Origin of the sequence: Exiguobacterium sp. s121 (genome assembly GCF_018617245.1) — a bacterium.
Lineage (GTDB): Bacteria > Bacillota > Bacilli > Exiguobacteriales > Exiguobacteriaceae > Exiguobacterium > Exiguobacterium profundum.
In genome coordinates this window covers 44,821-69,602 of record NZ_JACSJV010000001.1, presented here as the reverse complement: position 1 = coordinate 69,602, position 24,782 = coordinate 44,821, and the positions used below count along the sequence as shown (strand labels likewise).

The following is a 24,782-nucleotide window of genomic DNA, read 5'->3' as shown; positions in this document are numbered from 1 at the left end:
AACTGTCATGAGTGAACGCACAGAACATAAAGTAGAAAAATCGATTCAAACGGATTTCTCAAAAGACATGTCGTACGGGGACTATCTCCAACTCGACCCGATTTTATCAAGTCAACATCGCCTTTCTGACCATCATGATGAGATGCTGTTCATCATCATCCACCAGACGAGCGAGTTGTGGATGAAACTCATTTTGCATGAATTGACAGCAGCCACGACGGCCATCACGAACGGCGAACTCGAACGTTCGTTCAAGATGCTCGCCCGCGTCTCGAAGATTCAGCAACAACTCATCCAGTCATGGGGCGTTCTCGCGACGTTGACGCCGGCCGAGTATTTAGAGTTCAGAGACCAACTCGGCTCGTCCTCTGGTTTTCAATCTTACCAGAACCGACAAATCGAATTCGCGCTCGGCTTCAAAAACGCACGGACGCTCAGTGTTTACGCGCACGATAAAAAACTGTATCCATTGCTCGAAGGCTCGCTACAAGCTCCTAGTATTTACGATGTGACCGTCCGCGAAATGCATCGTCGGGGTCTATCGATTGATGCGAGCGTGCTCGAACGTGATGTCACCCAGGATTGGGAATGGAATGAAAGTGTCGAGAAGGCATGGGTCGAAGTCTATCGAGACGTCGACACGTATTGGGACTTATATGAGCTCGGTGAAAAGCTACTCGATATCGGGAGTCAGCAACAGATGTGGCGCTTTAACCATATGAGCACCGTGGAACGCATTATCGGACAGAAGATGGGGACAGGTGGTTCGTCTGGCGTGAACTACTTACGTCGCGTGCTCGATCATCGCTTCTTCCCAGAACTGTGGACGGTCCGGACATCACTATAAGAGGAGCTGAACAAAATGACTTGGATTGATGTATCACAGCCACTTCATGCCGATGTTGCGACATGGCCGGGAGATACAAAATTTTCATATGAAATCTCGTGGCCGATGGCAGAGAGTGGTTCGGTCAATGTCGGGAAGATGACATTGAGTTTACATCTCGGGACCCACATCGATGCACCGTTTCATTTTGACGACCATGGGAAGCGCGTGATCGACCTCAATCCGTCCGTATATATCGGACCAGCCCGTGTGATTCATCTACCGCATAAGGCAAAGATTGAAGCATCTGATTTGGATGGACACGATTTGACTGGGGTGGAACGCCTCATCTTAAAAACGGATGGTTGGTCCGATAAGAGCGTCTTCCCAGAGACGATTCCTGAACTGACACCCGCTCTTGCCGATCGTCTCGGAGAACTCGGAATCTTCTTGATCGGACTCGACTTACCGTCCGTTGATGCGATTGACAGTAAAGAGATGAGCGGCCATCACGCGTTAGCACGAAATGGTGTGCATATCCTAGAAGGACTCGTTTTAGACAATATCTTACCGGGAGATTACGATTTGAATGCCGTCCCTCTCCCAATCGTCGAAGGGGATGGAAGTCCCGTTCGCGCATTGCTTCGCCCTATATTGTAAAGAGATAGCCGGAATCGGCTGTCTCTTTTTTGATTAGACAGGGATAGTCCGACGTTTGGCGAAATAGATGAGAAACTCTATTTGAAGAGAGGACATTCGATGAAGATTCTATTATTATCTGGCGGTGATGGAAAAAGACTATGGCCACTTTCGAACAATTCGAATGCCAAACAATTCATTCGTTTATTGCCTAGCAGAGATGGAACGAAACAATCAATGCTTGAAAGAGTTTATAATCAACTAAAAACACAAGATTTAGACACTAACGCTTTCATTATCACAAATGTTCAGCAAAAAGATTGTGTCATTCATCAAGTTGGTACAGATACTAATATCATTTCCGAACCAACTCGTCGTGATACATTTCCCGCTATCGTTCTCGGGGCAAGCTATTTAAACGAGCAACATGTGCCTCTGGATGAAACGGTACTTGTGATGCCGGTCGATGCTTACGTCGACCTCCGCTTCTTTGAATATTTCCCTCAAGTCGATGAAGCAGTCCAAGCGAACGATGATGCTTTGCATCTAATTGGGGTCACACCCCTTCATCCGACATCAAAATACGGATATATCGTTCCAGACGAGACGGCCCAAATGTCCTCGGTTCGCCTATTTCAGGAAAAACCGACCGTCGATGTAGCAGAACAGTTGATTGGACAAGGTGCCCTTTGGAACTGTGGAATCTTTGCTTGCAAGTTACATCTGTTACTTGATGAACTAGCAGAACGAAACTTACCGACAACTTATTCAGACCTCACTTCACGCTATAACGAATTAGAAAAGACTTCGTTTGACTATGCCGTTGTCGAACATGCAGAGTCGGTATTCGTTCACCGCTACGATGGCGATTGGAAAGACTTAGGAACATGGAACACATTGACTGAAGAAATGACGTCCACAACTCACGGTCAAGTCGAACTGTTCGAATCGACGAACACGCATGTGATCAATGAATTGAACCTTCCTTTGATTGGGATTGGGCTAGAAGACCTTGTCGTCGCCGTCAACGCGGATGGAATTCTCGTCTCGAAGAAAGAGGCGACCCCGCAGCTGAAAGATTATCTCGCCTCATCCGACGACTATCCAAAATTCAAATGGAAGCGATGGGGGCAGTCGGAAGTCATCCATCATGAGACACTCGCCGATGGGCATCACAGTGTGACACGTCGCATGCTCGTTCAAGCAGGGAAAGAACTCAGTTACCATTATCATGAAGAGACCGATACAATTTGGACGATTCTCCAAGGCACAGCAATCGTGACGATTGATGGAGAATCATTTGAGGTAAGACCGACCAATGCCATCTCAATTCAACGCGGAAAAGCACATATGTTAAAAGCAAGCGAAACCGTCATTTTAATAGAAGTGCAGTACTCTTTAAAATATATGAACAACGATACACAATTTCTCATTTCCCCATATAAATAAAAATGACCTCACGAGCTCTACCCGAAATCAAGGCATCGTGAGGTTTCTTCTTACTTATTTGATTAATTCGAGTTCGACCGGAATGTTTTCCTCTACTGTTTTACCTTTCAGGTGGTTGATTGCCGCTTCTACACCCAACTTCCCAATCTCAGCTGGTTTTTGGGCAACCGTTGCTGCCATCGTCCCACCTTCGACCGCTTTGACGGCATCGTCTGTCGCATCGAATCCGATGACCTTCACGTCACTCATTCCAGCCGCTTCGAGTGCTTGAACGGCACCGAGTGCCATCTCATCGTTATGTGCGAATACAGCGACGATGTCTTTATTGTCCTGTAAGATGTTCTCCATGACCGTCAATCCTTCTGCACGGTCAAAGTTTGCTGATTGTTTTGCCACGACTTCCAATTTCCCATCGATCGCTTCGTTGAATCCTTGTCCGCGGTCACGTGTCGCAGACGCTCCTGGAATCCCTTCGAGCTCGACGACTTTTTGCCCTTCGCCTACGAGTTCGACCATGTAGTCACCCGCCAACTGTCCACCTGCGACGTTATCTGATGCCACGTGGGCGACGACGTCCCCTGTTTCAGCGTTACGGTCTACCGTGATGACGGGAATGCCTGCATCGTTCGCTGCTTGTACCGCCGCGCCGACTGCTTCTGAATCTGTCGGGTTGATGAGAATCAAATCCATCCCCTTTTGAATCATATCTTCGACGTCATTCACTTGCTTCGCCGCGTCGTTTTGCGCATCCGCTACCGTCAACGTCGCATCCATTTCGTTCGCCTGTTCTTCTGCGCCTTCTTTCAGTGCGACGAAGAACGGGTTATTCAATGTTGAGATCGATAAGCCGATTTCATAATCGCCATCTTTCGTTTCCGTTTCAGACGATGACCCCGGTTGTTCAGTCGAGCAAGCTGCCATCAGTACCATTGTCAGTGCGAGTAGCCAAGCTGTCCATTTTTTCATGTTCCGTTTTCCCCTTTCGCGTGTTACGCGTTTTGTCGACGATCAAGCAATACTGCAAACAATATAACTGCACCTTTTACGACGAGTTGGAAGAATGATGATACGCCAAGAAGGTTCAATCCGTTATTTAATGTTCCGATGATCAACGCCCCAATCAACGTCCCGACAATCCAGCCGCGACCACCCGCAAGACTCGTTCCCCCGAGAACGACCGCTGCGATGGCATCGAGTTCATACGACGTTCCTGCTGTAGGTTGTGCGGAATTGAGACGTGACGTCAAGATGATGCCAGCGAGTGCCGCAAGCATACCGGATAGCGAATAAATCATGATTTTGACTTTATTGACGCCAATCCCCATCAATTTAGCCGCTTCTTCATTCCCACCAATCGCATACGTATGACGACCAAATGTCGTCTTCTTCAAGATGAAGTAAAGGACACCGAATGCGAGTAGCATCGTCAATGCCGGCACCGGAATGATCCAGAAATAACCACGTCCGAGCATCTCAAACCAACCGGAATTCCCGAGACCTGTAATCGGTCTTCCGTCCGTATAGACGAGCGTCAATCCCCGATAAATGGTCATCGTAGCCAATGTCGCGATGAACGGTGCCACTTTTCCGTACGTGATGACCGCCCCGTTGAACGCTCCGAGAACGGCACCTGCAATCAAGCCGAGTGCAACGGCCATAACCGCATGTTGACCGTCCACCATCATGCCTGCCACCAGTGCAGAAGCGAGCGCCAAAATCGAACCGACCGATAAATCGATGCCCCCTGTCAAGATGACAAACGTCATCCCGAAGGCAATCAAGGCATTGATCGACACTTGGCGGAGTACGTTAAAGATATTATTTAATGATAAAAATCCTGGTTCGAGCGCCGTCACGACGACGACGATGACGAGTAGACCGAACAGCGGTCCTAATTTTTGTCCCCATCCGAGTCGACCCGGGCGCTTCAGCGAAGTTGTTGCTTTCAATTCCATATCATTGCCCTCCTGTCGCATACGTCATTACTTTTTCTTGTGTCGCCTCTTCTTTCGTGAGCGTTCCGGTTACGACACCTTCCCGCATGACAACGATCCGATCACTCATCCCAAGCACTTCCGGTAAATCAGAAGAGACCATGATGATGGCGACACCTGATTCCGCGAGATCGCTCATGATATTGTAAATCTCTTTCTTAGCACCGACGTCGACGCCTCGGGTTGGTTCATCCAAAATCAAGACGTCCGGTTCGACACCTAACCATTTACCGAGCACAACCTTCTGTTGATTCCCACCAGACAGCGACTTCACTTTTTGTTCCATCGAATGATGTTTGACCCGCAATTTTTGTAAGTATGTCTCGGCGAACGTCTCCTCCTGTTGTTTCGAGATGACCGATCCTTTTGCTCGTTTATCAAGTGTCGGTAGCGACAGGTTTTCTCTTAGCGAGAAATCGAGGAGTAAGCCCTCTCCTTTTCGGTCCTCTGTCAAAAACGCGATACCGTGCTTGATGGCGTCGGCTGGGGTCTTGATTCGAATCGGTTTCCCATTCAGTTTAATGACTCCCCCTTTGTGGGTGTCTGCTCCGAATAGCGCACGCATCACCTCGGTACGCCCCGCTCCCATCAATCCAGAAAACCCAACGATTTCTCCGGCACGAACGTTGAACGATACGTTGTGGAACCGGTTACCTATTAAATCATCAACCTCGATCACGACGTCCCCAAGTGTAGCGGTACGCGTCGGATAGCGTTCTCCAATCTCACGACCGACCATATCGCGCACCGTTTCCTCAAATGAGGTGTCTTGAATCATGCGAGTCGAAATGGATTGTCCATCCCGAAGTACCGTGATCCGATCACATAAGTCAAAAATTTCTTCCATTCGGTGTGAGATATAGATGATGGACACACCTTGATCACGTAAGGCCCGTGACACTGCGAAGAGTGCCTGAATTTCACGATCCGTCAAGGCGGCCGTCGGTTCATCCATGACGATGACCTTCGCATCCGTCATGAGCGCCTTGGCAATCTCAATCATCTGTTGCTGACCGACCGACAAATTGCGCGCCACTTCATCGACATCCATGAACACGTTCAATTCAGCCAAGTATTCTCGGGCACGTCTGGTCATTTCCTGCTGTTTGACCATCCCGAACGGTCCCGTCAGTTCTCGACCTAAAAACAGATTTTCTGTCACCGTCATCTCCGGTAAGATATTGAGCTCCTGATGGATGAAGGCGATGCCTTCTTGCTCCGCTTCTTTTGGGTGCTTGAATTGACGTTTCGCGCCGTCGATGAGAATCTCGCCTTCATCCTGTGCATACAGACCGGTCATCACCTTCATCAATGTCGACTTCCCGGCCCCGTTCTCGCCCATAAGGGCATGAATCTCTCCAGGCAACAGTTCGAAATCGACTCCTTTTAAGACGGAGACTGGCCCGAACGACTTATGGATGCCTTTCAACTGAATATGCATCGAATCCCCCCTTAAAAAATGACCCCGGCATGTAAGATGACGTTGGCGTAAGGTGTCGCTTCCCCAGTTCGAATGACCACTTTCGCTTTTGCGACCTCCCGTTTGAAGTCTTCATGCGAACACATGTCGATGCTCGTGTACCGTTCTTTCAGTGAATCCGCAATCGTCGAGTTGTGTGTGAGGATTTCCTCAGCAATCGTGATGCGCTCTACGACCAAATCTGATTCGACGACATCGAGCACCTCAAGAAAGGAAGGTTCCCCGATGCGGAGACTAAGATCGACCCGCTTGACCCCGTCTGGAATCGGTAGCCCACAATCGGCGATGACGACGCGATCCGTATGCCCGAGGTCGGCAAAGATTTTTGCTAAATGACTATTCAAAATTCCTTGTTTTTTCATCACACGCGCTCCAATCGTTGTTGTACATCTTGTCGTGTCGGCATACCACCTTGTGCACCGAAGCCTTCGACACTCATGCCGGATGCGACTACGGCAAACCGTACGGCCGTCTCCAAATCGTCTTGTTCGATGAGGGAGACAGCAAGTGCACCGTTGAACGTGTCACCTGCTCCTGTTGTGTCGACGACGTTTGCTCGGATGGCTGGCACATGACGGACGTCTCGTCCGTCATGGAATCGAACGCCATGGACGCCTTCCGTGACGAGTAACTTGTTCGGATAACGTTTGAGAACATCATCTACGGACATTCCGTTGAATAAGTCACGGCATTCATGTTCGTTCGGCGTTAAATACGTGACGTCCTCAATCACTTCTGGTGGAAGCGGTTGAGACGGTGCCGGATTGAGTAGCACCGGAATCCCTTTCTCTTTACAGTAAGCGGTCACTTGTTTTACCGTCTCGATTGGAATTTCGAGTTGCAGGAGCACGAACGCCTGCTCGTCGAGAAAATGTTCGAGCTCCTCATCCGTGAAAACGACTCGTTTGTTCGCCGATTGGACGACGACAATCGAATTATCCCCTTCTGCTAATACGATATGGGCCGTACCCGTCACTTCCTCCGGTATGATCTGAACATGCGTGACATCGACATCGTGTCGTTTGAAGTTTTCAACAACCTGTTGACCGAACGGATCACTTCCCACGCAACCGACCATCTGAACAGTGCCGCCTAATTTGGAGGCAGCGACCGCTTGGTTCGCACCTTTTCCCCCTGGAACGGTGCGGAACGACTCACCGATGACCGTTTCTCCGGCTTGTGGCCGTTTGTCGGATGTGACGACAAGATCCATCGATATACTGCCAATGACAACAATGCGTTTCATTCTTTATCTCTCCTTCCGCTTTGTCGTGTGTCTTTCAAGTAACGTGACCGGTAATAACATCTCTTTCGGTCGCGTGTCTTTTTTCTCAATCAAATCGAGCAATCGTTCTGTCGCCACTCGCCCCATCTCATAGATAGGCTGGACGATGGTCGTCAGCGGCGGAGACGTCATCTCGCCTAATTCGATCCCGTCATATCCGATGACCTGTAGCTCTTCTGGGACACGAATGTCTCGACGGACTGCTTCCTGTAATACGGCGGCTGCAATCACATCGTTCGCTGCGAAAATGCCATCGAATGGCCAAGCATGGTCGAACAGCTCTTGGGACGCTTTCAAGGCGTCTTTGAACGTGAACGTCGACTCGGTCATCCCGACGAGCTTCTCTCCCGCTACTTCGACAAATCCTTCGGTTCGGCGTTTGACCGTTTTGAGATGATCCGGTCCGGCAATGTGTGCCAGTCGTGTCGCACCACGTTGTAACAGCGTGTCGGCCGCCAACTTTCCACCCTCATATCCATCTGATACAACGGCGTCGATCCCCGCTTTTACGATTCGGTCTAGTGCGACCATCGGTAAATCCAACGTCTCATAATTCGGATTGTGCGAATGATTTGTTGTAATAATCAGGCCATCGACGTGCATCGTTTGCAAGGCGACTAAATACGTCTGTTCTTTTTCAAGTTGTTCATCCGTGTTACATAAGACGACTTGATACCCATGTTGATTGGCGACATCCTCAATCGCCCGAGCCAGCTGTGGAAAGAACGGGTTCGTGATATCTGGCATGATAAGTCCAATCAAATTCGACGATTTTTTATAGAGCGAACGAGCAACTCGGTTCGGCGCGTAATTCAGTTCCGCAATCGCCTTTTCGACCGCTTCTTTCGCCTCTTCGCTCACATATCCGCTTTTATTCATAACGCGTGATACGGTCGCCACTGAGACGTTCGCATGTTTTGCTACTTGTTTGATGGTCGCCATTTGACATCCTCCGTTCTGGAAACGCTTACAAAACCATCTTAATGTGTAACCGGTTACATATCAAGAGATTTTTATGATTTCATGAAAAAACACATTGAAATCGTGCTTCAATGTGTAGAGAACGTAGGATTTAGTTGAACATAGACGAGACATTCTACCGTTCGTCCATCGAGCCGGGTCAATTCCTGTTGTTTTGTAAACGCATAAGTGAATCCAGACTTTTCAACGACGCGTCGCGATTGGTCATTGAAGCTGAAGTAGCCGCACCAAATCCGCTCTAACCCTAACGCTTCGAACCCAAATCGAATCATCGCCTGAACGGCTTCCGGCGCGTAACCATTCCCCCAATTGTCTGGACTGAGCACATAACCAATCTCACGCTGTGCCTCATGTTGAATCGAAGGGTCTGGCCTTCGGTCGTGTAACCCGATGCTACCAATCACTTGCCCAGTCTCTTTCAAGACGATGGCCCATACATCTGCTTCCTCGATAAACAGTTGAATGACGTCCCTTGTTTCTTCAATCGATTCATGGGGTGCCCAACCAGCCATCGGTCCGACTCGCTCATCTTTTGCATAATGATACATATCTTCTGCGTCTTTTAACGTAAATGCCCGTAAAATCAATCGTTCTGTCTCTAAAGTGATCATATCAACCCGTCCTTTTCCTTCAAGTTGTTTCCTCCACCGACCTAATGGGAAACGTTAGGCGAGGAGGAATGAACATGCCATTTGATTATGACTTAAACTTCGATGAAATCAACTTCCGACAACAACCCGAATTGTATCGGGTCGGGCGTGGCGAACAAGGCGTACTACTCGTCGAACCGTATAAAAGTGAGATTTTGCCACATTGGCGATTCAAGACGCCCGAGATTGCGAAGCAATCTGCTGAAGAAATTATGGAATTGTTTGAAGCGTATCGCGCGAATGACGATTTCGTCGGGATGGACATGGCCCGAAAGTTCATCCAAATGGGCTACACGCGGGCCCGACGCTATGCCAATTATAAAGGCGGTCGTAAATATAAAGAAGACGGTGACCTCCATGAGCGCGAAATCGACGAAGAGAAGGCAGAGTCTGCTCGCATCTTCAAAACGTATTGGGATCAACTTCGTGCCGATGAGGATTATTTACGACGTAAAAAGGCACATCAAAAACAATATGGTTAATCGCGCACCATCACTTTAAACGGGGTACCATTCCGCTCGAATGATGTGATGGTGCGAAATCCGACCGTATCGTATAGATGAATCGCTCGTTCGTTAAAAGCGGCGACGGTCAAACGAAGCGGTTTGCCCCGTTCCATCGCTCTCTCCATGACGTACGTCACAAACAATCGGCCATGTCCTTTCCCCGTCATATCGGGTCGCATCCCCAACCCGATATCCGTAAATTCTAAACAATACGGATATGTCGAATTGGGCACTTGAGCCGGGGAACCGATGCAATAAAATCCAATCAGCTCATGCTCCTCTACAATCACCTGATACGTCATCAACTCGGCGATTCCCTCTTCAGAAGGCGATTGATTATAGAAGTCATGAGGAGCTCCATAGGTCCATTCTTGAATTTGACATGCCCATTCACGCGTCATCGGTCGGTGATGCATTCGTCTTCCCTCCGTACTCTTTTCACGATTTCTATGTAAAAAAGATGAGGTTGCCCTCATCCTTATTTTCGAGTCCATTCTGCCGTCATCGCTACGTCTGCTGCATGCATGAGATTATGAATTGGACAACGTGCCTCGACAGCCTTCCTTAATGCTTCGATTCGCTCATCCGATTCGGTCGTATCCAATACGATTTTCATATGTGTCGACTCAAAGTAAGTTCGGACACCTTCCATCCCTTGGAATCCTCGAGGATCGAGCGTCCCTTCTGTTACAAACTCGACCCCTTCATACTCAAAGTTCAAATCCTGGGCGGCATAGGCAATCATGATGGTCGTACAGGACGACTGGGCACCGAGAAGATACTCGAGTGGATTCGGTCCCTTGTTCGTCCCACCGAGTCGTTCTGGCTCATCCACGATAAATGGGGTGTGATCGCCTACACGCACAGTCGTCTTAACGCCTCCGGCTTCTCCTTCGGCGCGCATCGTTACTAATGGTCTTTCTGACATGTTGCATCCTCCTCTCCATAATCAAACACTACTATTTTCCCTTTATTTCGGACCATGTAACGCCTCGTCATAGATGGCGTAATCATTTTTTCCATCTTGCTTGATCTGATACATCGCCTGATCCGCTTTATGGATCAACGTGTCTAAATTTGTTCCTTGGTCGGGAGCATGACTGACCCCAATACTCGCACGGATTGGAATCGTCACATCGGACGTGTGGTAAGGGTTTTGATTTAACGTCATCTGAAGTTCGTGAATAAATGCAAGCACTTCCGATTCTGTTAAATCCACTAAATAAATATAAAACTCATCCCCGCCAACACGAGAGGCCAAGCCAACGTCTCGTGTCGACGCTTCCAGCAATCCACCCAAATGAGTTAAGAAATAATCTCCAATCTGGTGACCGTACGTATCATTGACTGCTTTAAAACCGTCCAAATCAATAATCAATAAAGACAGCATCGAGGAACTAAGCAACGCCTGGTCTGCGCGTTCATAAAATGCACGTCGGTTCGCCAGCTTCGTCAGTGGGTCATGATAGGCAAAGAATCGGATTGTTTGCTCGGCCTCTTTAAACGAGTGGACATCCCGAATGATAATCATCCCGTGAATCGTGCGGTCGATATCGACAAAATCACCATCGATGACGACGTAAAGCTCTTGCCCAGACTTTGTCATAATCTTCGTTTCAAACTCTATAAACTTTTTACGTGTCCGAAAATGTTGGCTGTAGTGTTCCATCCACTCTGCTTTTTTCTTTTCTGGCAACAAATCGATAAACCGTTCATTCACGACACGGACCGTATGAAACAATGTTCGCGCAGCAGGATTCGCACTTTCCACTTTTCCATCGGGATCAATCAATAAGATGGCAGATGGATTCAAGTTATACAGTGTCCCAAATCGTTTCACGTAAGAGGTTAAGAAGTCTAAACGATTCATCGCGATGACCAACGCGACTGCCCAAACGAGTCCTCCATACATATAAGAGTACGGCGGAATGAACCCGCGGAATTGAAAATAACCGAAGACAACATCCCACAACAATACGACATTCGCCGTCCAAAAGAGCATGCGCAACACGCGTTGGTGTTCTCTTCGTTCCGCACGCTTCAATGCATAAAAAATGAGACCAATAATCAATAGATGAAAAATGTTTCCGACGGTCAACGTAATCAAATACGATGAGTTGAACTCAGGATAAATCCAAATGCCTACTTGTTCAAACTGTTGACTGTTGATGATATTCTCCTGACGGACATACGTCAACACAACAGGAATCAATGGTAAATAGACGACCCATGGATACAACCACTTCGGTGCCTTTGCGCCGACGCCTGTGATACTTAATATGAAATGAACAGAGAAGATAAAAATGAAAATCCCAGCGTTCCCAAACCAATAGGCAATGAGTGCCGGACTGTATTCAATCGGCGATAGATGGCGGACAAATTCAGCCAAGAAGAGCATCGAATAACCGAACACAAACAGGCTCAGCAAACGATGCTCGACTTTATTCGGATTTCGTTGAAAGACATTGAGTGCTAAAAAGCCGAGTAAAAATGACGGCAACAAATAGACCGCCAGATAAATGAACATCTCGGTCATGCGGAACCTCCTCACCTGTTCGTATTCTTCTATTTCGTTATCCTGCGTTCTTTTCCCTCTTTAACGCGACAAAAAACGGGATGGTTTTCTCATCCCGTTTTTGATGTCACACACTTATAGCGTTTCTTCGATTGGGGTATCCCCTTTGATCAAATCAATTGCTTTGTTCTGCACGTTTGAATGGTTATGAAGGACATGCACCAAGAATGATGCGACGTCTTCGCGTGGAATCTCTCCACTTCCCTCGAATTTCGTGTTCACTTTGCCCGTTCCCGCATCATCTGTCAATGCACCCGGACGAACAATCGTGTACGTGAGTCCACTCTGTTCGAGTAAACGATCTGCATGATGCTTCGCTACGTAGTACGGCTTCATCGAATCTGGCCAAGCTGAGCGATCCTCCGCTTTCAAGGCACTGACCATGACGAAGTGTTTGATGTTCCCGTTCGCTTGTGCTGCTTCGATACTCTTCGCTGCACCGTCTAGGTCGATCAAGAGTGTCTTGTCTGCTCCAGTACTTCCACCAGAACCTGCCGCGAATACGATAACATCCATTCCATCAATCGCTTTTTGCAAATCATCTACTGAACCTTCGAGGTCACCGAGTACCGCATTGTACCCTTTTGACTTAAAATCCTCGAGTTGTTCTTCTTTACGCACCATCGCCGTGACGTGATGCTTTCCTTCCTTGTGTAACTTCTCCACCAATTGATGGCCAATTTGACCGTTTGCACCGATTACAAATACGTTCATCTGTCTTCCTCCTCAAAAATGAATTCAGAGACAAGCGAAACGCCGGGTAGCCGTTGCTACATCCGGTGCAGAAGCAATGGCAGAAATGACGGCAACGCCGTCTGCCCCGTCACGAATGATTGAAGGCACATGCTCTGGACGAATACCTCCGATCCCCACAATCGGAAGCAGTGGATAGTGATGGCGAACTTGTTGAATCAGTTCCGTGCCACGCACATGTCCTGCATCCAGTTTACTTTGCGTCTCATGAATCGGACCAATGCCGACATAATCTGCAAATGGAAGAGCCGTTCTGACTTCCTCCATCGTATGGACAGACACCCCCAACCATTTATCTGGTCCTAGCCGTTCTCGAACCTGTTTGGCAGGTAAGTCGTCTTGTCCGACGTGAATGCCATCCGCGTCAATCGCGAGCGCCAAGTCGACGTCGTCATTGATGATGAACGGAACACCCATTTCTCGACACAGACGGTGGAGCGTCCTTGCCATTGCTTCTTTTTCATCTCCATACAATGAATCTTTACCTTTTTCGCGAAATTGAAAACATGTCACACCACATCGAAGAGCCGTTTTGACGGTCGCTACCAAATCAGATGTGTCCGTCGTTCCACACACAAAGTAAAGGCGAAGCTGCTTAGCGAGCGCTTGTTTCGTACATGACGTCAACGGTAATCACCTCTTCTTTCGCTAAACGATGTCCCCAATGATTCGTCGGTCCATGCCCCTGTCCAAGCGATAGTCCATGTGCAATCGCCTGATGAATAAACTGCTTCGCATCTACGACGGCTTGGCGTAGTGTCTTCCCATACGCTAGTTCGGCCGTCAATGCGGCAGAGAACGTACATCCCGTCCCGTGCGTATCTTTCGTTTGGATTCGAGGTGCTTTTACACAGAACGTTTCAGTCTCGCTCATAATCAAATCAACGGCTTCCACATCATCCGTATGCCCACCTTTGATAATGACGGTATCGACACCAAGTGCTCGAATCGCCTGTGCGGCTTTCATACGGTCTGCCTCGGTTCGAATTTCCATTCCTGCCAGCACTTCTGCTTCAGGAATATTTGGGGTCACGATGGTCGCCTGTGGTAGCAGCTTCGTGCGCAGTGCTTCGACTGCACTAACTTGCAACAAGGAAGCGCCACCTTTCGCCACCATGACCGGATCGACTACTACATGTTCGAAACGATATCGTTCGAGCCCCTTCGCTACCGCTTCAATTCGTTCAGCGTCCACCAACATCCCGGTTTTACAGGCGGTGATGTTAAAATCATCCGCTACCGCATCAATTTGTCGGATAATCATTTCCGTGGAAATCGCCTCGATTCCATGGACCCCAAGTGTGTTTTGAGCGGTAATCGCAGTCAACACACTCGTCCCGAACACACCGAGCTCTTGAAACGTTTTAAGATCGGCTTGAATACCGGCCCCTCCTCCTGAGTCAGATCCTGCAATCGTCAATACTTGCGGTCTCATGATGTCGACACCTCAATTCGATTCGTCGGAATGGTATGCTGTGCCAATTGATGGAGCGCATTTAAAAAGTGAATCGGGAAGTCTCCCGGTCCTTCCGCCCGTTCACTCGCCAACTCACCGCAATAGGCGTAGCCTGACATGGCGGTCACCGTCGCTTTAAGGGTGTTCTTTTCGACTGCTAAGCAAGCCCCTACCACTGCACTGAGTAAACATCCTGTACCGGTCGTCTCGGTCATGCGTTTCGTCCCGCCATGTATTTCCATAACGACGTTCCCGTCGCTTACCATATCTTCTTTTCCAGTCACGGCCACGACACATCCGTATCGTCTCGCTGCTTCAAGCGCCAATTGTCGAGGCTCGCATGCACCGTCACCAGCATCGACACCACGAGCCGCCCAATCGACGCCAATCAATGTCGCAATCTCTCCTGCATTCCCTCGAATGACCGATACACGAACATGACGCAAAATGCGTTCGACCACATCTCGTCGAAATGACGTCGCTCCGACACCGACCGGGTCGAGTATAATCGGGCATCCCGCTTCGTTCGCAGCCTGACCTGCGCGAATCATCGTCGCTTCCGTCATCGTTCCAAGTGTACCGATGTTAAGTACGAGCGCATCGCTCACGAATGTCATCTCCGCTACTTCTTCGATTGCATCCGCCATGACAGGAGAGGCGCCGATGGCGAGCAATCCATTCGCCGAAAAGTTCGCCACGACCGTGTTCGTGATATTGTGAATCAATGGCGCCTGCTGTCGAATCTCGTTCCAAATCTCATGTCTCATTGGTTGACCTCCTGCGACAATGTCCACGACTCAAGCGTCCACGCCATTTCCCAAAAAGCGACTTCGTAATAGCAACTCTTCAAGAATAGTTTCGTATAGCGCACGCGCTCTTCTTCTGTCGCTTGACCAGCCAGTTCATCCAAACGATCAATTTGCTCTTCCACCAGCTCACGGAACCACTCCGAACCATACGTCGCAATCCAAGCCGAATAAATCGGATGATCAGGACGCTTGTCTTTAAGACGTTCTCCAATCTCGTAATACACCCAATAACACGGAAGGATTGACGCCAATACGTCCCCGAGAGTCGGTCCTGCCTGTTGCATATGAAGGGCATATGCATAAGCGGTCGGTGCTGGCTCAAATGTCGCCAATTCGACATCCGTCACGTTGAGCATCGTAAAGAACTCTCGATGAAGGGAGAGTTCCGCCTCAATCGTGTGTAGCGCATGCGTCAAAAAGCGGCTCGATAGTTCCATCGTCGGAGCGAGGGTTGCCCCTTTGGCCTGCACTTTTGAAAACTGATTCAAATAGTATGAGTCTTGCATGACGTAATGTCTGAATTTCTTCTCATCGAGCGTCCCTTCTCCGAGTGAACGAACAAATGGGTGATGAAAGCTTGCCTCAAACAATCCATCCGCCTCTTGACGTAAGTGATCTGTAAATTTCATAATAACTCCCCCTTATAAACTGATAAAAAAGACGCCGCCTCCCATAACGGAAGCGGCGTCTCGAACAATCATATCTAGGTGAAGCCATATGAGTCGTCTCGCCCACTTCCCTACGCTAGCGTGAACTAGATCAGGTTCGAAGGGTCTGGACCATGTCCATCTCAGCCGCGTGACGCGACTCCCCTAGTGGCAAACATTATGAAATTCAGTCGTCTTCGACCACATTCTATCAATCTTTTCATCAATTGCAAACCTTTTCTGATTCCGTTTCCTATTCTTCGTTACGGGAATGGGTAAGTGACTCTGTTCATACTGAAAAGGATGTGTAGAGATTGAATACCATTTTATTGACGATTGCCTTACTGTTCATCAGTTTGAACGTATTTTGGTTTTTCAAACGTCGAACGTACAAGCAAACAGGATTTGATGGAAGATTGTTCACTCAGTTGTTCGTCAGCCTATTCGGTGTCATGTTAGGATTCACATTGATTTATTATGCACTGTCTCGTGATTCAGTCATTCTCGTGACTTCACTCGAATCCATGAATGCCGTCGAACCGACTTGGGAAAATTTATTGTATTTTAGCGGTGTCACTTTACTTTCGATTGGCTTTGGTGATTTGTTACCGGTCGGTTTAACCCGATTATTCGCTATCATCGAAGGAGCCATCGGTATTTTGTTACCGAGTGCCTTCTTCATCAAATCGATTTATCAAAAAGACAAGTGAAAATCTTCCTATCGTCCCGTGATGAGTAAAAACATATTAAATGCAACAAGACCAAGGGGAAGCATCGCAACCAGAATGATCGGCCATTTCTTTAGACGAATGCCGACAAAGAGGACCAGACTCCCAACAAGTAGGGCAATAAATGTCGTGTATGGATTCATGAAAAAACGCTCCTTTCTCTATAAGGAGCGTTTCCCGGCTCTCGCCGTCATTAATCGTTTGAATGTCGAAGTGTTGCACATGCGGCACGAACGCGTCTGGCTTCCTCTTCTCGAAACACGAAATCCCCTTGTTCGGCGACACGTTGTGCACAAAAGAAGAAGAGCGACTGCAACCGATCATGTGTATCTTCAATGGCACTCAACTCAGCTGAAGCGTATGTTGCCGTGAGCATCTCCCATAACTCTTCTGGCAAATGGTCGCGGATCCCGTCACCGGACTTCCCTAGATTCACGGAGAATTCCGTCGCATAGCCAATGTTCCACTCCATCATCTGACGGAGCATATTCCGCATGATATCGAGGTGGTCGAGCGCGTATAACACCTGGTGTCGCTTGATTCCTTTGACAACATAAAGTGACACCCACCAAAACTCATTCCAACATGCCGCATACTCGTCAGCAGACGGACGTTTCACGCGATACGACAGGTCAGAAGGCGTGACGACCGGATGATGATCTCGGTCAAAGATTATTTGACTGAGCGAGTCGGCTTCAAGCATGGTTTCAAGTTGATCCACACTTCGAATCGTCAAATCAATCCGATGTCCGTCCACATATTGCACTAAAAACGTTATATGTCGTTCGGAATCAGTCGTTTCAGGTGTCTGCATGATCAAGACCTCTCCAAACGTGTCAATCCATGAGCGATCGACCGCAACCGCTCGGACGTCTTCCACATAAAAGGCAAGGTCGACATCCTGATACGGGTCTGGTCGGATGTTCGGATTGACGAGTGAGCCGTTCAAGACGACCGTTCGAATCTGTTCACGTTCTTTTGCGAACGCAGTCAACTGCTCAATGATTTGTTCTGGTTTCATTCTACAATCGCCCCCAATGAGCGCGCGACTTGAATCGCCTGCATCGCGTCTAGTTTTGTTTGTTGTAACGTCACGTTCGAAAAATCAACCCCATCGACAAGTGCTTCTCTGAAGTCGGCGCCACGGCACACCGCATGTTGAAGTGTCGCCCGTGACAAGTCCGCCTGATGCCAAACCGTTTCGGTCAAGTCCGTTCCATACAGGTCCGCCTCGACCAAACGAACGTGGGACCAATCCATCTTCTTGAGCGACACGTGACGAAGGTTGACGAATGACCAATCCCCTTCCGTTACCCGGACGCCTTCAAACTGACTCTCCTCAAAGGAAGATCCCGTCATTTTACATTGCTCAAACTCACTCATGAACAAATTGGCACCATGGAATTGACAGTTTAAAAATGAACTCCCGACATGACGGGACGCATTCCATTTTGAATCCGTGAAGTCGCAGTTGATGAACTGACAGCGTTCCGTCTGTAGTTCCGTCGCATCGACGTATGTGAAGCGACAGTTCTCGAACGTGACGTGTGACAACACTTCGTCACGGAGTGTCACGTCACGAAAATTTTCATCTCGATATTGCGTATGTGGTTGAAACATATGATCCCTCCTTCAGGTATACTAGAACAGATTACAATGATTGGAAGTGATATAGATGGATCTCGTATTTCCTACTGAACACGGCGTTTTCAATTACCGCGTTGCTGGTATTTTTGTGAAAGACGGTCACTTATTGATTCACCGAAACATCCGAGATGACTTTTGGGCATTACCCGGGGGGCGCGTCACGCTCGGTGAAGAAGCCGCAACCGCCCTCGCACGCGAGCTACATGAAGAGTTGAACATGCACGTGACTGATACCACGTTCGCTTTCGTGCACGAGAACTTATTTACGTACAACAATCAGCCGTTTCATGAGATTGGACTGTACTTTTATGTAGACGGTGACCTCCCGCTCCAAGACGGAGACTTTTATGGACCTGAAGGAGATCACCTGATTTATCGTTGGATAAAGCTTGACCGTCTACAAGACGTCACGCTTTATCCGGAAATACTCGCTCAACTCCCGAACCGTTTGCCAACTCATTCACTCAATCCAGCTTGAACTTAGAGTAGCGATTTCAACTCGTTTAAATGTCGAATCTCATACGTTGACTCAATCGTCGCAGCCACTTCGTTCGGATTGAACCAGCACGTATCCAAACCATACATCCGCCCACCGGCGATGTCTGCCGTGACCGAGTCACCGATAATCAAACCTTTCTCTGGCGCTACATTCGGGATTCGGTCGAAGACGTAGTCGAAAAACGGTTTCATCGGTTTTTGCGAGCCGGTCGCATCCGATACGAAGACATCTTGGAAGTACGGCAATAGTCCAGATGACTCTAACCGTTTGAATTGCGTCTCCGTCACACCGTTTGTGACGATATAGAGCGGATAATCGTTGCTCAGCTTTCGCACGACCTCCAAAGCACCATCAACCATGTGCACGCCTGCATGTAAATAGTCTCGATATTGCTGTTCGACATATGGTCCATCGACCGTGAGACCGAGCGAATCGAACAGTTTCGTGTGACGACCGATGAGCACTTCTTCCCGGTCCACTTCGCCGCGCTCAAACGCACGCCACAGGTCCGTGTTGATGTCGACATAGCGCGACTTCACTTCATCCGTCATCCGGACGTTGTAGGATGCAAGTAACTGTTCCAAGGCGACATGTTCACTTTGTTTAAAATCTAGTAGTGTGTCATCAATATCAAATAAAATCGCTTCATAACGTTTCATATTTCTTTCTACCCCCTCTCTTCGTCTTAACTGTACAGGAAGTAGAAACGAACATCAAAAAAGGGAGATATGCCGTATCCCCCTCTCAATGTCTATTAGATGACTGGTTTTATTTTTGAGCTCCATAATTAATCAATATCACGAGTACCCCAATCAATATCGCGACCGACCATGCGTGAACAACCCCACTGAGCGTTAACGGCTTGAAGAAGTATCCCCAATCGTTCTCAAACAAGTAGGCCAAATAAACCGACACACCATACGATCCAAGCAAGAAAGCTAATACAAAGCGTATTTGCAAATGCCTCAAAGATTGTTTTGTTACCCACCAAATGATCACCGGTACAATCAAATATCCAAATGGAAAACCCCATACATAATCCATTGCCGCCACAAAAAATGCCCAAGGCACGAAGAGGAATAAACTCACACAGCAAGTTTTCATCGTCTGCTCCTAAACTTGTTGAATTTACTTGATTCAAGTTTACCAAATCCAATACATTGATATGTTTATTTTTCTAAAACAAGTGAATACTTCTTATGGTGAAGAAAAAACAAAGGAGTGTTCAAATATGCATACAGATTTTACGAACATGTACATCAATGGTGAGTGGGTAAATGGATCAAGTGAAAAGTCGATCGACAACGTCAATCCATTCTCGAACGAGACTCTCTTCTCGATTCAATCAGCGGATGAAGAGGACTTGAATCGTGCTTATGAAGCAGCGAAAGCGTCTCAGACGGACTGGGCCGACATGCTTCCACAAGCACGACGTGAGTTGATTGAGAAGTTTGCCCAGCTGACGATGGACAACAAAGACTTTATCGTCGACTGGCTCGTGAAAGAGTCCGGTAGTACACGTATCAAAGCAGAGAGTGAGTTCGCTGCATCAATGGCAATCATCAAAGAAGCCGCGACGTTCCCTTTCCGTATGGACGGGCTCATCAAACCTTCGATCGTTCCGAATAAAGAGAACCGGGTATATCGCAAACCACTTGGGGTCATCGGCATCATCAGCCCATGGAACTTCCCGTTCCACTTGGCTGTCCGTTCAATCGTGACAGCTCTCGCGACGGGGAATACGGCCGTCGTCAAACCGGCTACGGCGACACCAGTCACGGGTGGTCTCCTATTCGCATCCCTCTTCGAAGAAGCAGGACTTCCAAAAGGTGTGCTCAACGTTGTCGTCGGACGAGGGTCTGAAATCGGGGACGCCATCGTCGAACACCCAATCCCGCGCCTCATCTCGTTCACAGGTTCGACCGAGGTCGGTCAAGGGATTGCGGAAAAGGCAGGTCGTTTGTTGAAGAAAACAGCACTTGAACTCGGTGGGAATAACGTGTTTGTCGTTCTCGATGATGCCGACCTCGACCGTGCCGTCGAATCAGCCGTCTATAGCAAGTTCTTCCACCAAGGACAAATCTGTATGTCGACGAACCGAATCCTCGTCGCCGAGTCGATTCATGACGAATTCGTGGAGCGCTATGTCGAGCGCGTTAAACAGTTGAAAGCGGGTGACCCGAATGAAAAAGATACACAAGTCGGCCCGCTCATCGACCACGATCAAGTCAATCGCATCTTAGACCAAATCGAGAAAACGGTTGATGCCGGCGCGACCGTTCATACTGGCGGGACAGCGGACGGCAACGTCCTCGAACCGACCGTCCTCAGTGGCGTCACGAATGACATGCCGCTCGCGAAAAACGAAATATTCGGTCCGGTCGCGGTCATCCTTTCGTTTAAAGATGACGAAGAGGCTGTTCGTCTTTCGAACGAATTACCGTACGGATTGAGCGGTGCCGTTCATGGCTCGGTTTACCGTGCAACCAATTTTGCACGAAAAGTCGAAACTGGCATGATTCACGTCAACGATCAGTCGGTCAACGATGAACCGCACATGCCGTTCGGAGGCGAGAAAAACTCTGGTCTCGGACGCTTCAACGGTGAATGGGTACTCGAAGAGTTCACGACGCTTCAATGGGTGTCCATCATGCATGAACGTCGCGAGTACAAACCGTTCTTCTCGTAATACAAAAAGTGTTTCGGCAACTCGCCGAAACACTTTTTTAGATTTTCTTCACGAACTCCGACTTCAGTTTCATCGCACCAAGTCCCTCGATTTTACAGTCGATATCATGGTCACCTTCCACGAGTCGAATCCCCTTCACTTTCGTTCCTTGTTTGACGACAAGCGAGGTTCCTTTCACTTTCAAATCCTTGATCACGGTGACAGTGTCTCCGTCTTGAAGCGGGTTTCCGTTCGCATCTTTGATTTGTGACGCTGCTTCTGCTTCTGCCGCCTCACTCGGTGACCATTCATAGGCACATTCTGGGCATACAAGCAACGGGCCATCCTCGTACACATAAGATGATTGGCATTTTGGGCAATTCGGGTACTCAGTCATTCTATTTCCTCCATTCGATTCACTCGTTCCAGTATATCGTATGGTGGCTCCATCTTTCTAGACCGTTCACTCTTCGGTAGGCGATGCAGGACCTTCTAAATCAAGTTGATAAAACGATAAATCGAGCCATTTGCCGAATTTATATCCGGCATTTCGAATCGTACCGGAATGAACGAATCCAACTTTTTCATGCGCACGGATACTCGTCACGTTCGATGCGTCAATTCCACCAATCACCGTTTTCATTCCTCTCACTTCGGCGATACGGATGATTTCTTTTAACAGTTTGTTGCCAATGCCTTTCCCGCGGTAACCGGGATGCACGTATACAGAATGTTCAACCGTATAATGGTACGCTGGCCACGGACGGAACGGACCGAACGTCGCAAACCCCATGACGACGTCATCCTCTACCCATACGATGATTGGACAATCTTGCTCTTTCTTCTCCTCATACCATGCCACTCGATTCTCGAGTGTCACCGGTTGATAGTGATAGACGGCCGTACTGTTTACAATCGCATCATTGTAAATATGTAAAATCATTTGAAGATCATCTCGTCGACAATTGCGAATCATCCCCATACCACCTTTTCGTTTTTTTCATTATACGAATCCCCTCTTCAAAAGACACGAAAAAAGTGACCGGTCCCATCAACCGGTCACTCAAATCATGCGGCCAAGCGGTCACACATTGAGGCGCATTCTGTACAAACTCTTGCGCATTCCTGGCAATGTGCGTGCTTATGTTTCCCGCACTCCTGTGCGCATGCTTTACAGATGACTGCACACGCTCGCGCGAGTTCAGGAACGAATGCCGAATCACGCGTCATCGCTTCCGCAAGAAACGCACAGGCAGCGGCACATTCCCGATCCAGTCGGATACAATCAACCATCATCTGTACATCTTTTTCTTCTAAACAAGATTCCAGACAATAGTTGCACGTTTCCACACATTCGTGGAGCATTTCGAGTTCGTTCGCATAGATACGATGAGCCATACATCATTCCCCTTTCGTTTCTTCTGCAATTTCGGACACGTTACTCCTGTTCCCTAATCGATAAAAGAAAAACGACCCGGCTCAAGAATCCGGATCGTTCACGAACCTGCGATACAAGTAAGCGATTCGATTCAGTAATGTCTCGTCATATTGTTTCGGCATGAAACGATAGCGATATAATCGATACATTCGTTTCAAGTCTTCCCACTGATGATCGATTTGTTGCCCTTGTCTGAAGCGTGCCAAATCAATCAAGAATATCTGTCCGTTTGGCGTCAAAATGATATTACGCAAGTGGACATCCGATGGTGTCAGTCCTAGTAAACGTGCCTGTCGAAGCGCTTCATCCACTACCTCGATGTAAGAAGGGTCAATCCAGACGCCTTCCGTCAGACACTCAAACAGCGTCTTTCCTTCGATGTAATCCATCACTAAATATGACGGACCAGAATCATAGCACTTCGGAAAGTAAGGGAGTCCCTTAAGTTTTTCATAGATTGCTGCCTCTTCGGTTGCGATTTGTTCATAACCTGGAAAGAACACTTTAATGACACGATTCTTTTCCTTTAAACGAAACACGGCCGCACTTCGTCCAATCCCATGTAAACGAAGATCTGGGTGCATCGAGGCTACCTGAAACGAGTCACCCACCTGTTCGAAGGTGACGTCCGCATATTGTTCATAGTCACTCATCTGTCACGCCTCTTTCCTATTTCTCTTCCCTCTCATCATAGCGCATACAAGCTCATTTGACGCCAAAACTGCTTGAGTAGGTGACAAGTGACGTCCATTCTCGTAAGACGTATAATGAAGAGCGACTGACAACCAAGGAGGAGTTATAATGCAACGTATCGCTTTGACAGAAGAATTATCATTCTCACGCATCGTCCATGGGATGTGGCGGCTCGCTGATTGGGACATGACCCCACAGGAACGCCTCACATTCATCGAACAATGTCTCGAGCTTGGCATCACGACATTCGACCATGCAGACATTTATGGCGGTTACACATGTGAAGGTTTATTTGGAGAAGCCTTAAAGTTAAAGCCTGAACTCCGAGACCAAATGGAGATCGTCACAAAGACAGGAATTAAATTGACGGGGTCATTTAACCCAGGTCAAACACTCAATTATTACGATACGACAAAAGAGCATATCATCGCGCAAGCAGAGCGTTCGTTAAAAGAGTTGGCCATTGACCACATTGATACATTACTCATCCACCGTCCAGATCCGCTGATGAATCCGGATGAAGTGGCCGAAGCCTTCATCATCTTGCGCGATAGTGGTAAAGTACGTGAGTTCGGTGTATCTAACCATGTTCCGGCTACACAGAACTTGCTTCAATCTCGCCTTCCATTCCAACTTGTGACGAATCAACTCGAACTCTCTCCGATGCAATTGAAACATTTTGAGGATGGATCGGTCGATTTGTGTCACGAAAAACGAATGCCACTTATGGCTTGGAGTCCACTAGCCGGTGGTCAACTCTTCGAAGATGAACAGTATGCACCCCTTCGTGAAAAACTCGAGGAAATTCGTGCACGTCACAATGCAAGCGGAATTGACTCGATTGTGTATGCATGGCTCGTCAAACACCCTGCGAACATTATGCCGATTATCGGATCCGGAAAAATTGAGCGCGTTCAGACAGGAGTCGACGCCCTTCAAATCGACCTCACTCGTGAAGAATGGTTCGAAATTTTGAAGTCGGCACGCGCTCGAGATGTTGATTGAAGGAAACTTCATCAAATAAATCCCACTGAATTATAAAGTGATAATTTAGAAGAA

General features: G+C 48.1%; 32 protein-coding genes and 1 riboswitch. Of the genes, 8 read left to right on the top strand and 24 right to left on the bottom strand.

The window, feature by feature from the left end; translation table 11 throughout:
• The first annotated feature begins 7 nt into the window (after positions 1-7).
• The 3 genes from kynA to KOG47_RS00460 all read left to right on the top strand — a co-directional run bounded on the left by kynA (position 8) and on the right by KOG47_RS00460 (position 2,914).
• Complete coding sequence (kynA, locus tag KOG47_RS00470) at positions 8-847, top strand: tryptophan 2,3-dioxygenase (protein ID WP_196431377.1); 840 nt, start codon at positions 8-10, stop codon at positions 845-847.
• A gap of 15 nt (positions 848-862) precedes the next feature.
• A complete protein-coding gene (kynB, locus tag KOG47_RS00465) occupies positions 863-1,486 on the top strand; it encodes an arylformamidase (RefSeq protein WP_215243581.1) in 624 nt (207 codons plus the stop codon).
• A gap of 99 nt (positions 1,487-1,585) precedes the next feature.
• Positions 1,586-2,914: a sugar phosphate nucleotidyltransferase gene (locus tag KOG47_RS00460; protein WP_215243580.1), complete on the top strand. Its 1,329-nt coding sequence runs from the start codon at positions 1,586-1,588 to the stop codon at positions 2,912-2,914.
• Between the two features lie 54 nt (positions 2,915-2,968).
• Here the strand turns inward: KOG47_RS00460 and rbsB are convergent, their stop codons facing one another.
• The 7 genes from rbsB to KOG47_RS00425 all read right to left on the bottom strand — a co-directional run bounded on the left by rbsB (position 2,969) and on the right by KOG47_RS00425 (position 9,265).
• Positions 2,969-3,880 carry a ribose ABC transporter substrate-binding protein RbsB gene (gene rbsB, locus KOG47_RS00455; RefSeq protein WP_215243579.1) on the bottom strand — a complete coding sequence of 304 codons (912 nt, stop codon included), beginning with the start codon at positions 3,878-3,880 and terminating at the stop codon, positions 2,969-2,971.
• A 23-nt stretch (positions 3,881-3,903) separates the two neighbouring features.
• A complete protein-coding gene (locus KOG47_RS00450; RefSeq protein ID WP_159563085.1) occupies positions 3,904-4,869 on the bottom strand; it encodes an ABC transporter permease subunit in 966 nt (321 codons plus the stop codon).
• Position 4,870: 1 nt separating this feature from the next.
• Positions 4,871-6,349, bottom strand: a complete 1,479-nt coding sequence (locus tag KOG47_RS00445; protein ID WP_214690373.1) for a sugar ABC transporter ATP-binding protein — start codon at positions 6,347-6,349, stop codon at positions 4,871-4,873.
• 11 nt (positions 6,350-6,360) lie between these two features.
• Positions 6,361-6,750, bottom strand: a complete 390-nt coding sequence (gene rbsD / locus KOG47_RS00440; protein WP_012727563.1) for a D-ribose pyranase — start codon at positions 6,748-6,750, stop codon at positions 6,361-6,363.
• The gene (gene rbsK / locus KOG47_RS00435) at positions 6,750-7,634 is read right to left on the bottom strand and encodes a ribokinase (RefSeq protein WP_159563087.1); all 885 of its coding nucleotides are present in this window, start codon (positions 7,632-7,634) and stop codon (positions 6,750-6,752) included. Before rbsK ends, rbsD begins: the two co-directional genes overlap by 1 nt.
• Before the next feature lie 3 nt (positions 7,635-7,637).
• Entirely contained in the window at positions 7,638-8,615 is a 978-nt protein-coding gene (locus KOG47_RS00430; protein ID WP_159563088.1) for a LacI family DNA-binding transcriptional regulator, read from the bottom strand.
• A 107-nt stretch (positions 8,616-8,722) separates the two neighbouring features.
• On the bottom strand, positions 8,723-9,265 hold the full coding sequence (locus KOG47_RS00425; RefSeq protein ID WP_074035463.1) for a GNAT family N-acetyltransferase: 543 nt from the start codon (positions 9,263-9,265) through the stop codon (positions 8,723-8,725).
• A 74-nt stretch (positions 9,266-9,339) separates the two neighbouring features.
• Here KOG47_RS00425 and KOG47_RS00420 point away from each other — a divergent pair, with 74 nt between their 5' ends.
• Entirely contained in the window at positions 9,340-9,786 is a 447-nt protein-coding gene (locus KOG47_RS00420; RefSeq protein ID WP_215243578.1) for a DUF4385 domain-containing protein, read from the top strand.
• Here the strand turns inward: KOG47_RS00420 and KOG47_RS00415 are convergent.
• From KOG47_RS00415 to tenA, 8 genes are all read right to left on the bottom strand, one after another.
• Positions 9,783-10,226, bottom strand: a complete 444-nt coding sequence (locus KOG47_RS00415; RefSeq protein ID WP_215243577.1) for a GNAT family N-acetyltransferase — start codon at positions 10,224-10,226, stop codon at positions 9,783-9,785. The two genes, KOG47_RS00420 and KOG47_RS00415, sit on opposite strands and share 4 nt — an antisense overlap.
• A 62-nt stretch (positions 10,227-10,288) precedes the next feature.
• The gene (locus KOG47_RS00410) at positions 10,289-10,738 is read right to left on the bottom strand and encodes an OsmC family protein (RefSeq protein ID WP_074035459.1); all 450 of its coding nucleotides are present in this window, start codon (positions 10,736-10,738) and stop codon (positions 10,289-10,291) included.
• A gap of 42 nt (positions 10,739-10,780) precedes the next feature.
• Entirely contained in the window at positions 10,781-12,346 is a 1,566-nt protein-coding gene (locus KOG47_RS00405) for a GGDEF domain-containing protein (RefSeq protein WP_215243576.1), read from the bottom strand.
• 114 nt (positions 12,347-12,460) lie between these two features.
• Positions 12,461-13,099: an SDR family oxidoreductase gene (locus tag KOG47_RS00400; protein WP_078147808.1), complete on the bottom strand. Its 639-nt coding sequence runs from the start codon at positions 13,097-13,099 to the stop codon at positions 12,461-12,463.
• A gap of 24 nt (positions 13,100-13,123) precedes the next feature.
• Positions 13,124-13,765, bottom strand: a complete 642-nt coding sequence (gene thiE, locus KOG47_RS00395) for a thiamine phosphate synthase (protein ID WP_214758038.1) — start codon at positions 13,763-13,765, stop codon at positions 13,124-13,126.
• Positions 13,734-14,573 (bottom strand): bifunctional hydroxymethylpyrimidine kinase/phosphomethylpyrimidine kinase, encoded by an 840-nt coding sequence (gene thiD, locus KOG47_RS00390; RefSeq protein ID WP_214687667.1) that lies wholly within the window; start codon positions 14,571-14,573, stop codon positions 13,734-13,736. The genes thiE and thiD overlap by 32 nt, the downstream gene beginning before the upstream one ends.
• A complete protein-coding gene (gene thiM, locus KOG47_RS00385; RefSeq protein WP_078147811.1) occupies positions 14,570-15,361 on the bottom strand; it encodes a hydroxyethylthiazole kinase in 792 nt (263 codons plus the stop codon). Before thiM ends, thiD begins: the two co-directional genes overlap by 4 nt.
• Complete coding sequence (gene tenA / locus KOG47_RS00380; protein WP_031421962.1) at positions 15,358-16,032, bottom strand: thiaminase II; 675 nt, start codon at positions 16,030-16,032, stop codon at positions 15,358-15,360. The genes thiM and tenA overlap by 4 nt, the downstream gene beginning before the upstream one ends.
• Positions 16,033-16,122: 90 nt before the next feature.
• A riboswitch (TPP riboswitch) is annotated at positions 16,123-16,227 on the bottom strand.
• A gap of 137 nt (positions 16,228-16,364) precedes the next feature.
• Between tenA and KOG47_RS00375 the strand changes: the two genes are divergently transcribed.
• On the top strand, positions 16,365-16,760 hold the full coding sequence (locus KOG47_RS00375; protein WP_159563097.1) for an ion channel: 396 nt from the start codon (positions 16,365-16,367) through the stop codon (positions 16,758-16,760).
• Between the two features lie 8 nt (positions 16,761-16,768).
• On the opposite strand, the gene KOG47_RS00370 is transcribed toward KOG47_RS00375, so the two are convergent.
• From KOG47_RS00370 to KOG47_RS00360, 3 genes are read right to left on the bottom strand one after another with little or no spacing between them, the layout of a single operon-like run.
• Positions 16,769-16,921 carry a hypothetical protein gene (locus KOG47_RS00370; protein ID WP_012727577.1) on the bottom strand — a complete coding sequence of 51 codons (153 nt, stop codon included), beginning with the start codon at positions 16,919-16,921 and terminating at the stop codon, positions 16,769-16,771.
• A gap of 50 nt (positions 16,922-16,971) precedes the next feature.
• Entirely contained in the window at positions 16,972-17,799 is an 828-nt protein-coding gene (locus KOG47_RS00365; protein ID WP_215243575.1) for an aminoglycoside 6-adenylyltransferase, read from the bottom strand.
• On the bottom strand, positions 17,796-18,398 hold the full coding sequence (locus KOG47_RS00360) for a pentapeptide repeat-containing protein (RefSeq protein ID WP_215243574.1): 603 nt from the start codon (positions 18,396-18,398) through the stop codon (positions 17,796-17,798). The genes KOG47_RS00365 and KOG47_RS00360 overlap by 4 nt, the downstream gene beginning before the upstream one ends.
• 55 nt (positions 18,399-18,453) lie before the next feature.
• Between KOG47_RS00360 and KOG47_RS00355 the strand changes: the two genes are divergently transcribed.
• Positions 18,454-18,903: an NUDIX hydrolase gene (locus KOG47_RS00355; protein ID WP_074035444.1), complete on the top strand. Its 450-nt coding sequence runs from the start codon at positions 18,454-18,456 to the stop codon at positions 18,901-18,903.
• A 2-nt stretch (positions 18,904-18,905) separates the two neighbouring features.
• Here KOG47_RS00355 and KOG47_RS00350 read toward each other — a convergent pair whose 3' ends face one another.
• A complete protein-coding gene (locus KOG47_RS00350) occupies positions 18,906-19,583 on the bottom strand; it encodes a YjjG family noncanonical pyrimidine nucleotidase (RefSeq protein ID WP_214690367.1) in 678 nt (225 codons plus the stop codon).
• A 227-nt stretch (positions 19,584-19,810) separates the two neighbouring features.
• Positions 19,811-20,065: a hypothetical protein gene (locus tag KOG47_RS00345; RefSeq protein WP_143180215.1), complete on the bottom strand. Its 255-nt coding sequence runs from the start codon at positions 20,063-20,065 to the stop codon at positions 19,811-19,813.
• Between the two features lie 90 nt (positions 20,066-20,155).
• Between KOG47_RS00345 and KOG47_RS00340 the strand changes: the two genes are divergently transcribed.
• Entirely contained in the window at positions 20,156-21,613 is a 1,458-nt protein-coding gene (locus KOG47_RS00340; protein WP_215243573.1) for an aldehyde dehydrogenase family protein, read from the top strand.
• 37 nt (positions 21,614-21,650) lie between these two features.
• On the opposite strand, the gene KOG47_RS00335 is transcribed toward KOG47_RS00340, so the two are convergent.
• The 4 genes from KOG47_RS00335 to KOG47_RS00320 all read right to left on the bottom strand — a co-directional run bounded on the left by KOG47_RS00335 (position 21,651) and on the right by KOG47_RS00320 (position 23,683).
• Positions 21,651-21,989, bottom strand: coding sequence for a zinc ribbon domain-containing protein YjdM (locus KOG47_RS00335; RefSeq protein ID WP_031421951.1), 339 nt, complete (start codon positions 21,987-21,989; stop codon positions 21,651-21,653).
• Between the two features lie 66 nt (positions 21,990-22,055).
• The gene (locus KOG47_RS00330; RefSeq protein WP_031421949.1) at positions 22,056-22,568 is read right to left on the bottom strand and encodes a GNAT family N-acetyltransferase; all 513 of its coding nucleotides are present in this window, start codon (positions 22,566-22,568) and stop codon (positions 22,056-22,058) included.
• A 92-nt stretch (positions 22,569-22,660) separates the two neighbouring features.
• Positions 22,661-22,990 carry a four-helix bundle copper-binding protein gene (locus KOG47_RS00325; protein WP_012727586.1) on the bottom strand — a complete coding sequence of 110 codons (330 nt, stop codon included), beginning with the start codon at positions 22,988-22,990 and terminating at the stop codon, positions 22,661-22,663.
• A gap of 81 nt (positions 22,991-23,071) precedes the next feature.
• Positions 23,072-23,683, bottom strand: a complete 612-nt coding sequence (locus KOG47_RS00320) for a protein kinase family protein (protein WP_215243572.1) — start codon at positions 23,681-23,683, stop codon at positions 23,072-23,074.
• Between the two features lie 148 nt (positions 23,684-23,831).
• Here KOG47_RS00320 and KOG47_RS00315 point away from each other — a divergent pair, with 148 nt between their 5' ends.
• Complete coding sequence (locus KOG47_RS00315) at positions 23,832-24,728, top strand: aldo/keto reductase (RefSeq protein WP_215243571.1); 897 nt, start codon at positions 23,832-23,834, stop codon at positions 24,726-24,728.
• Positions 24,729-24,782: the final 54 nt, after the last annotated feature.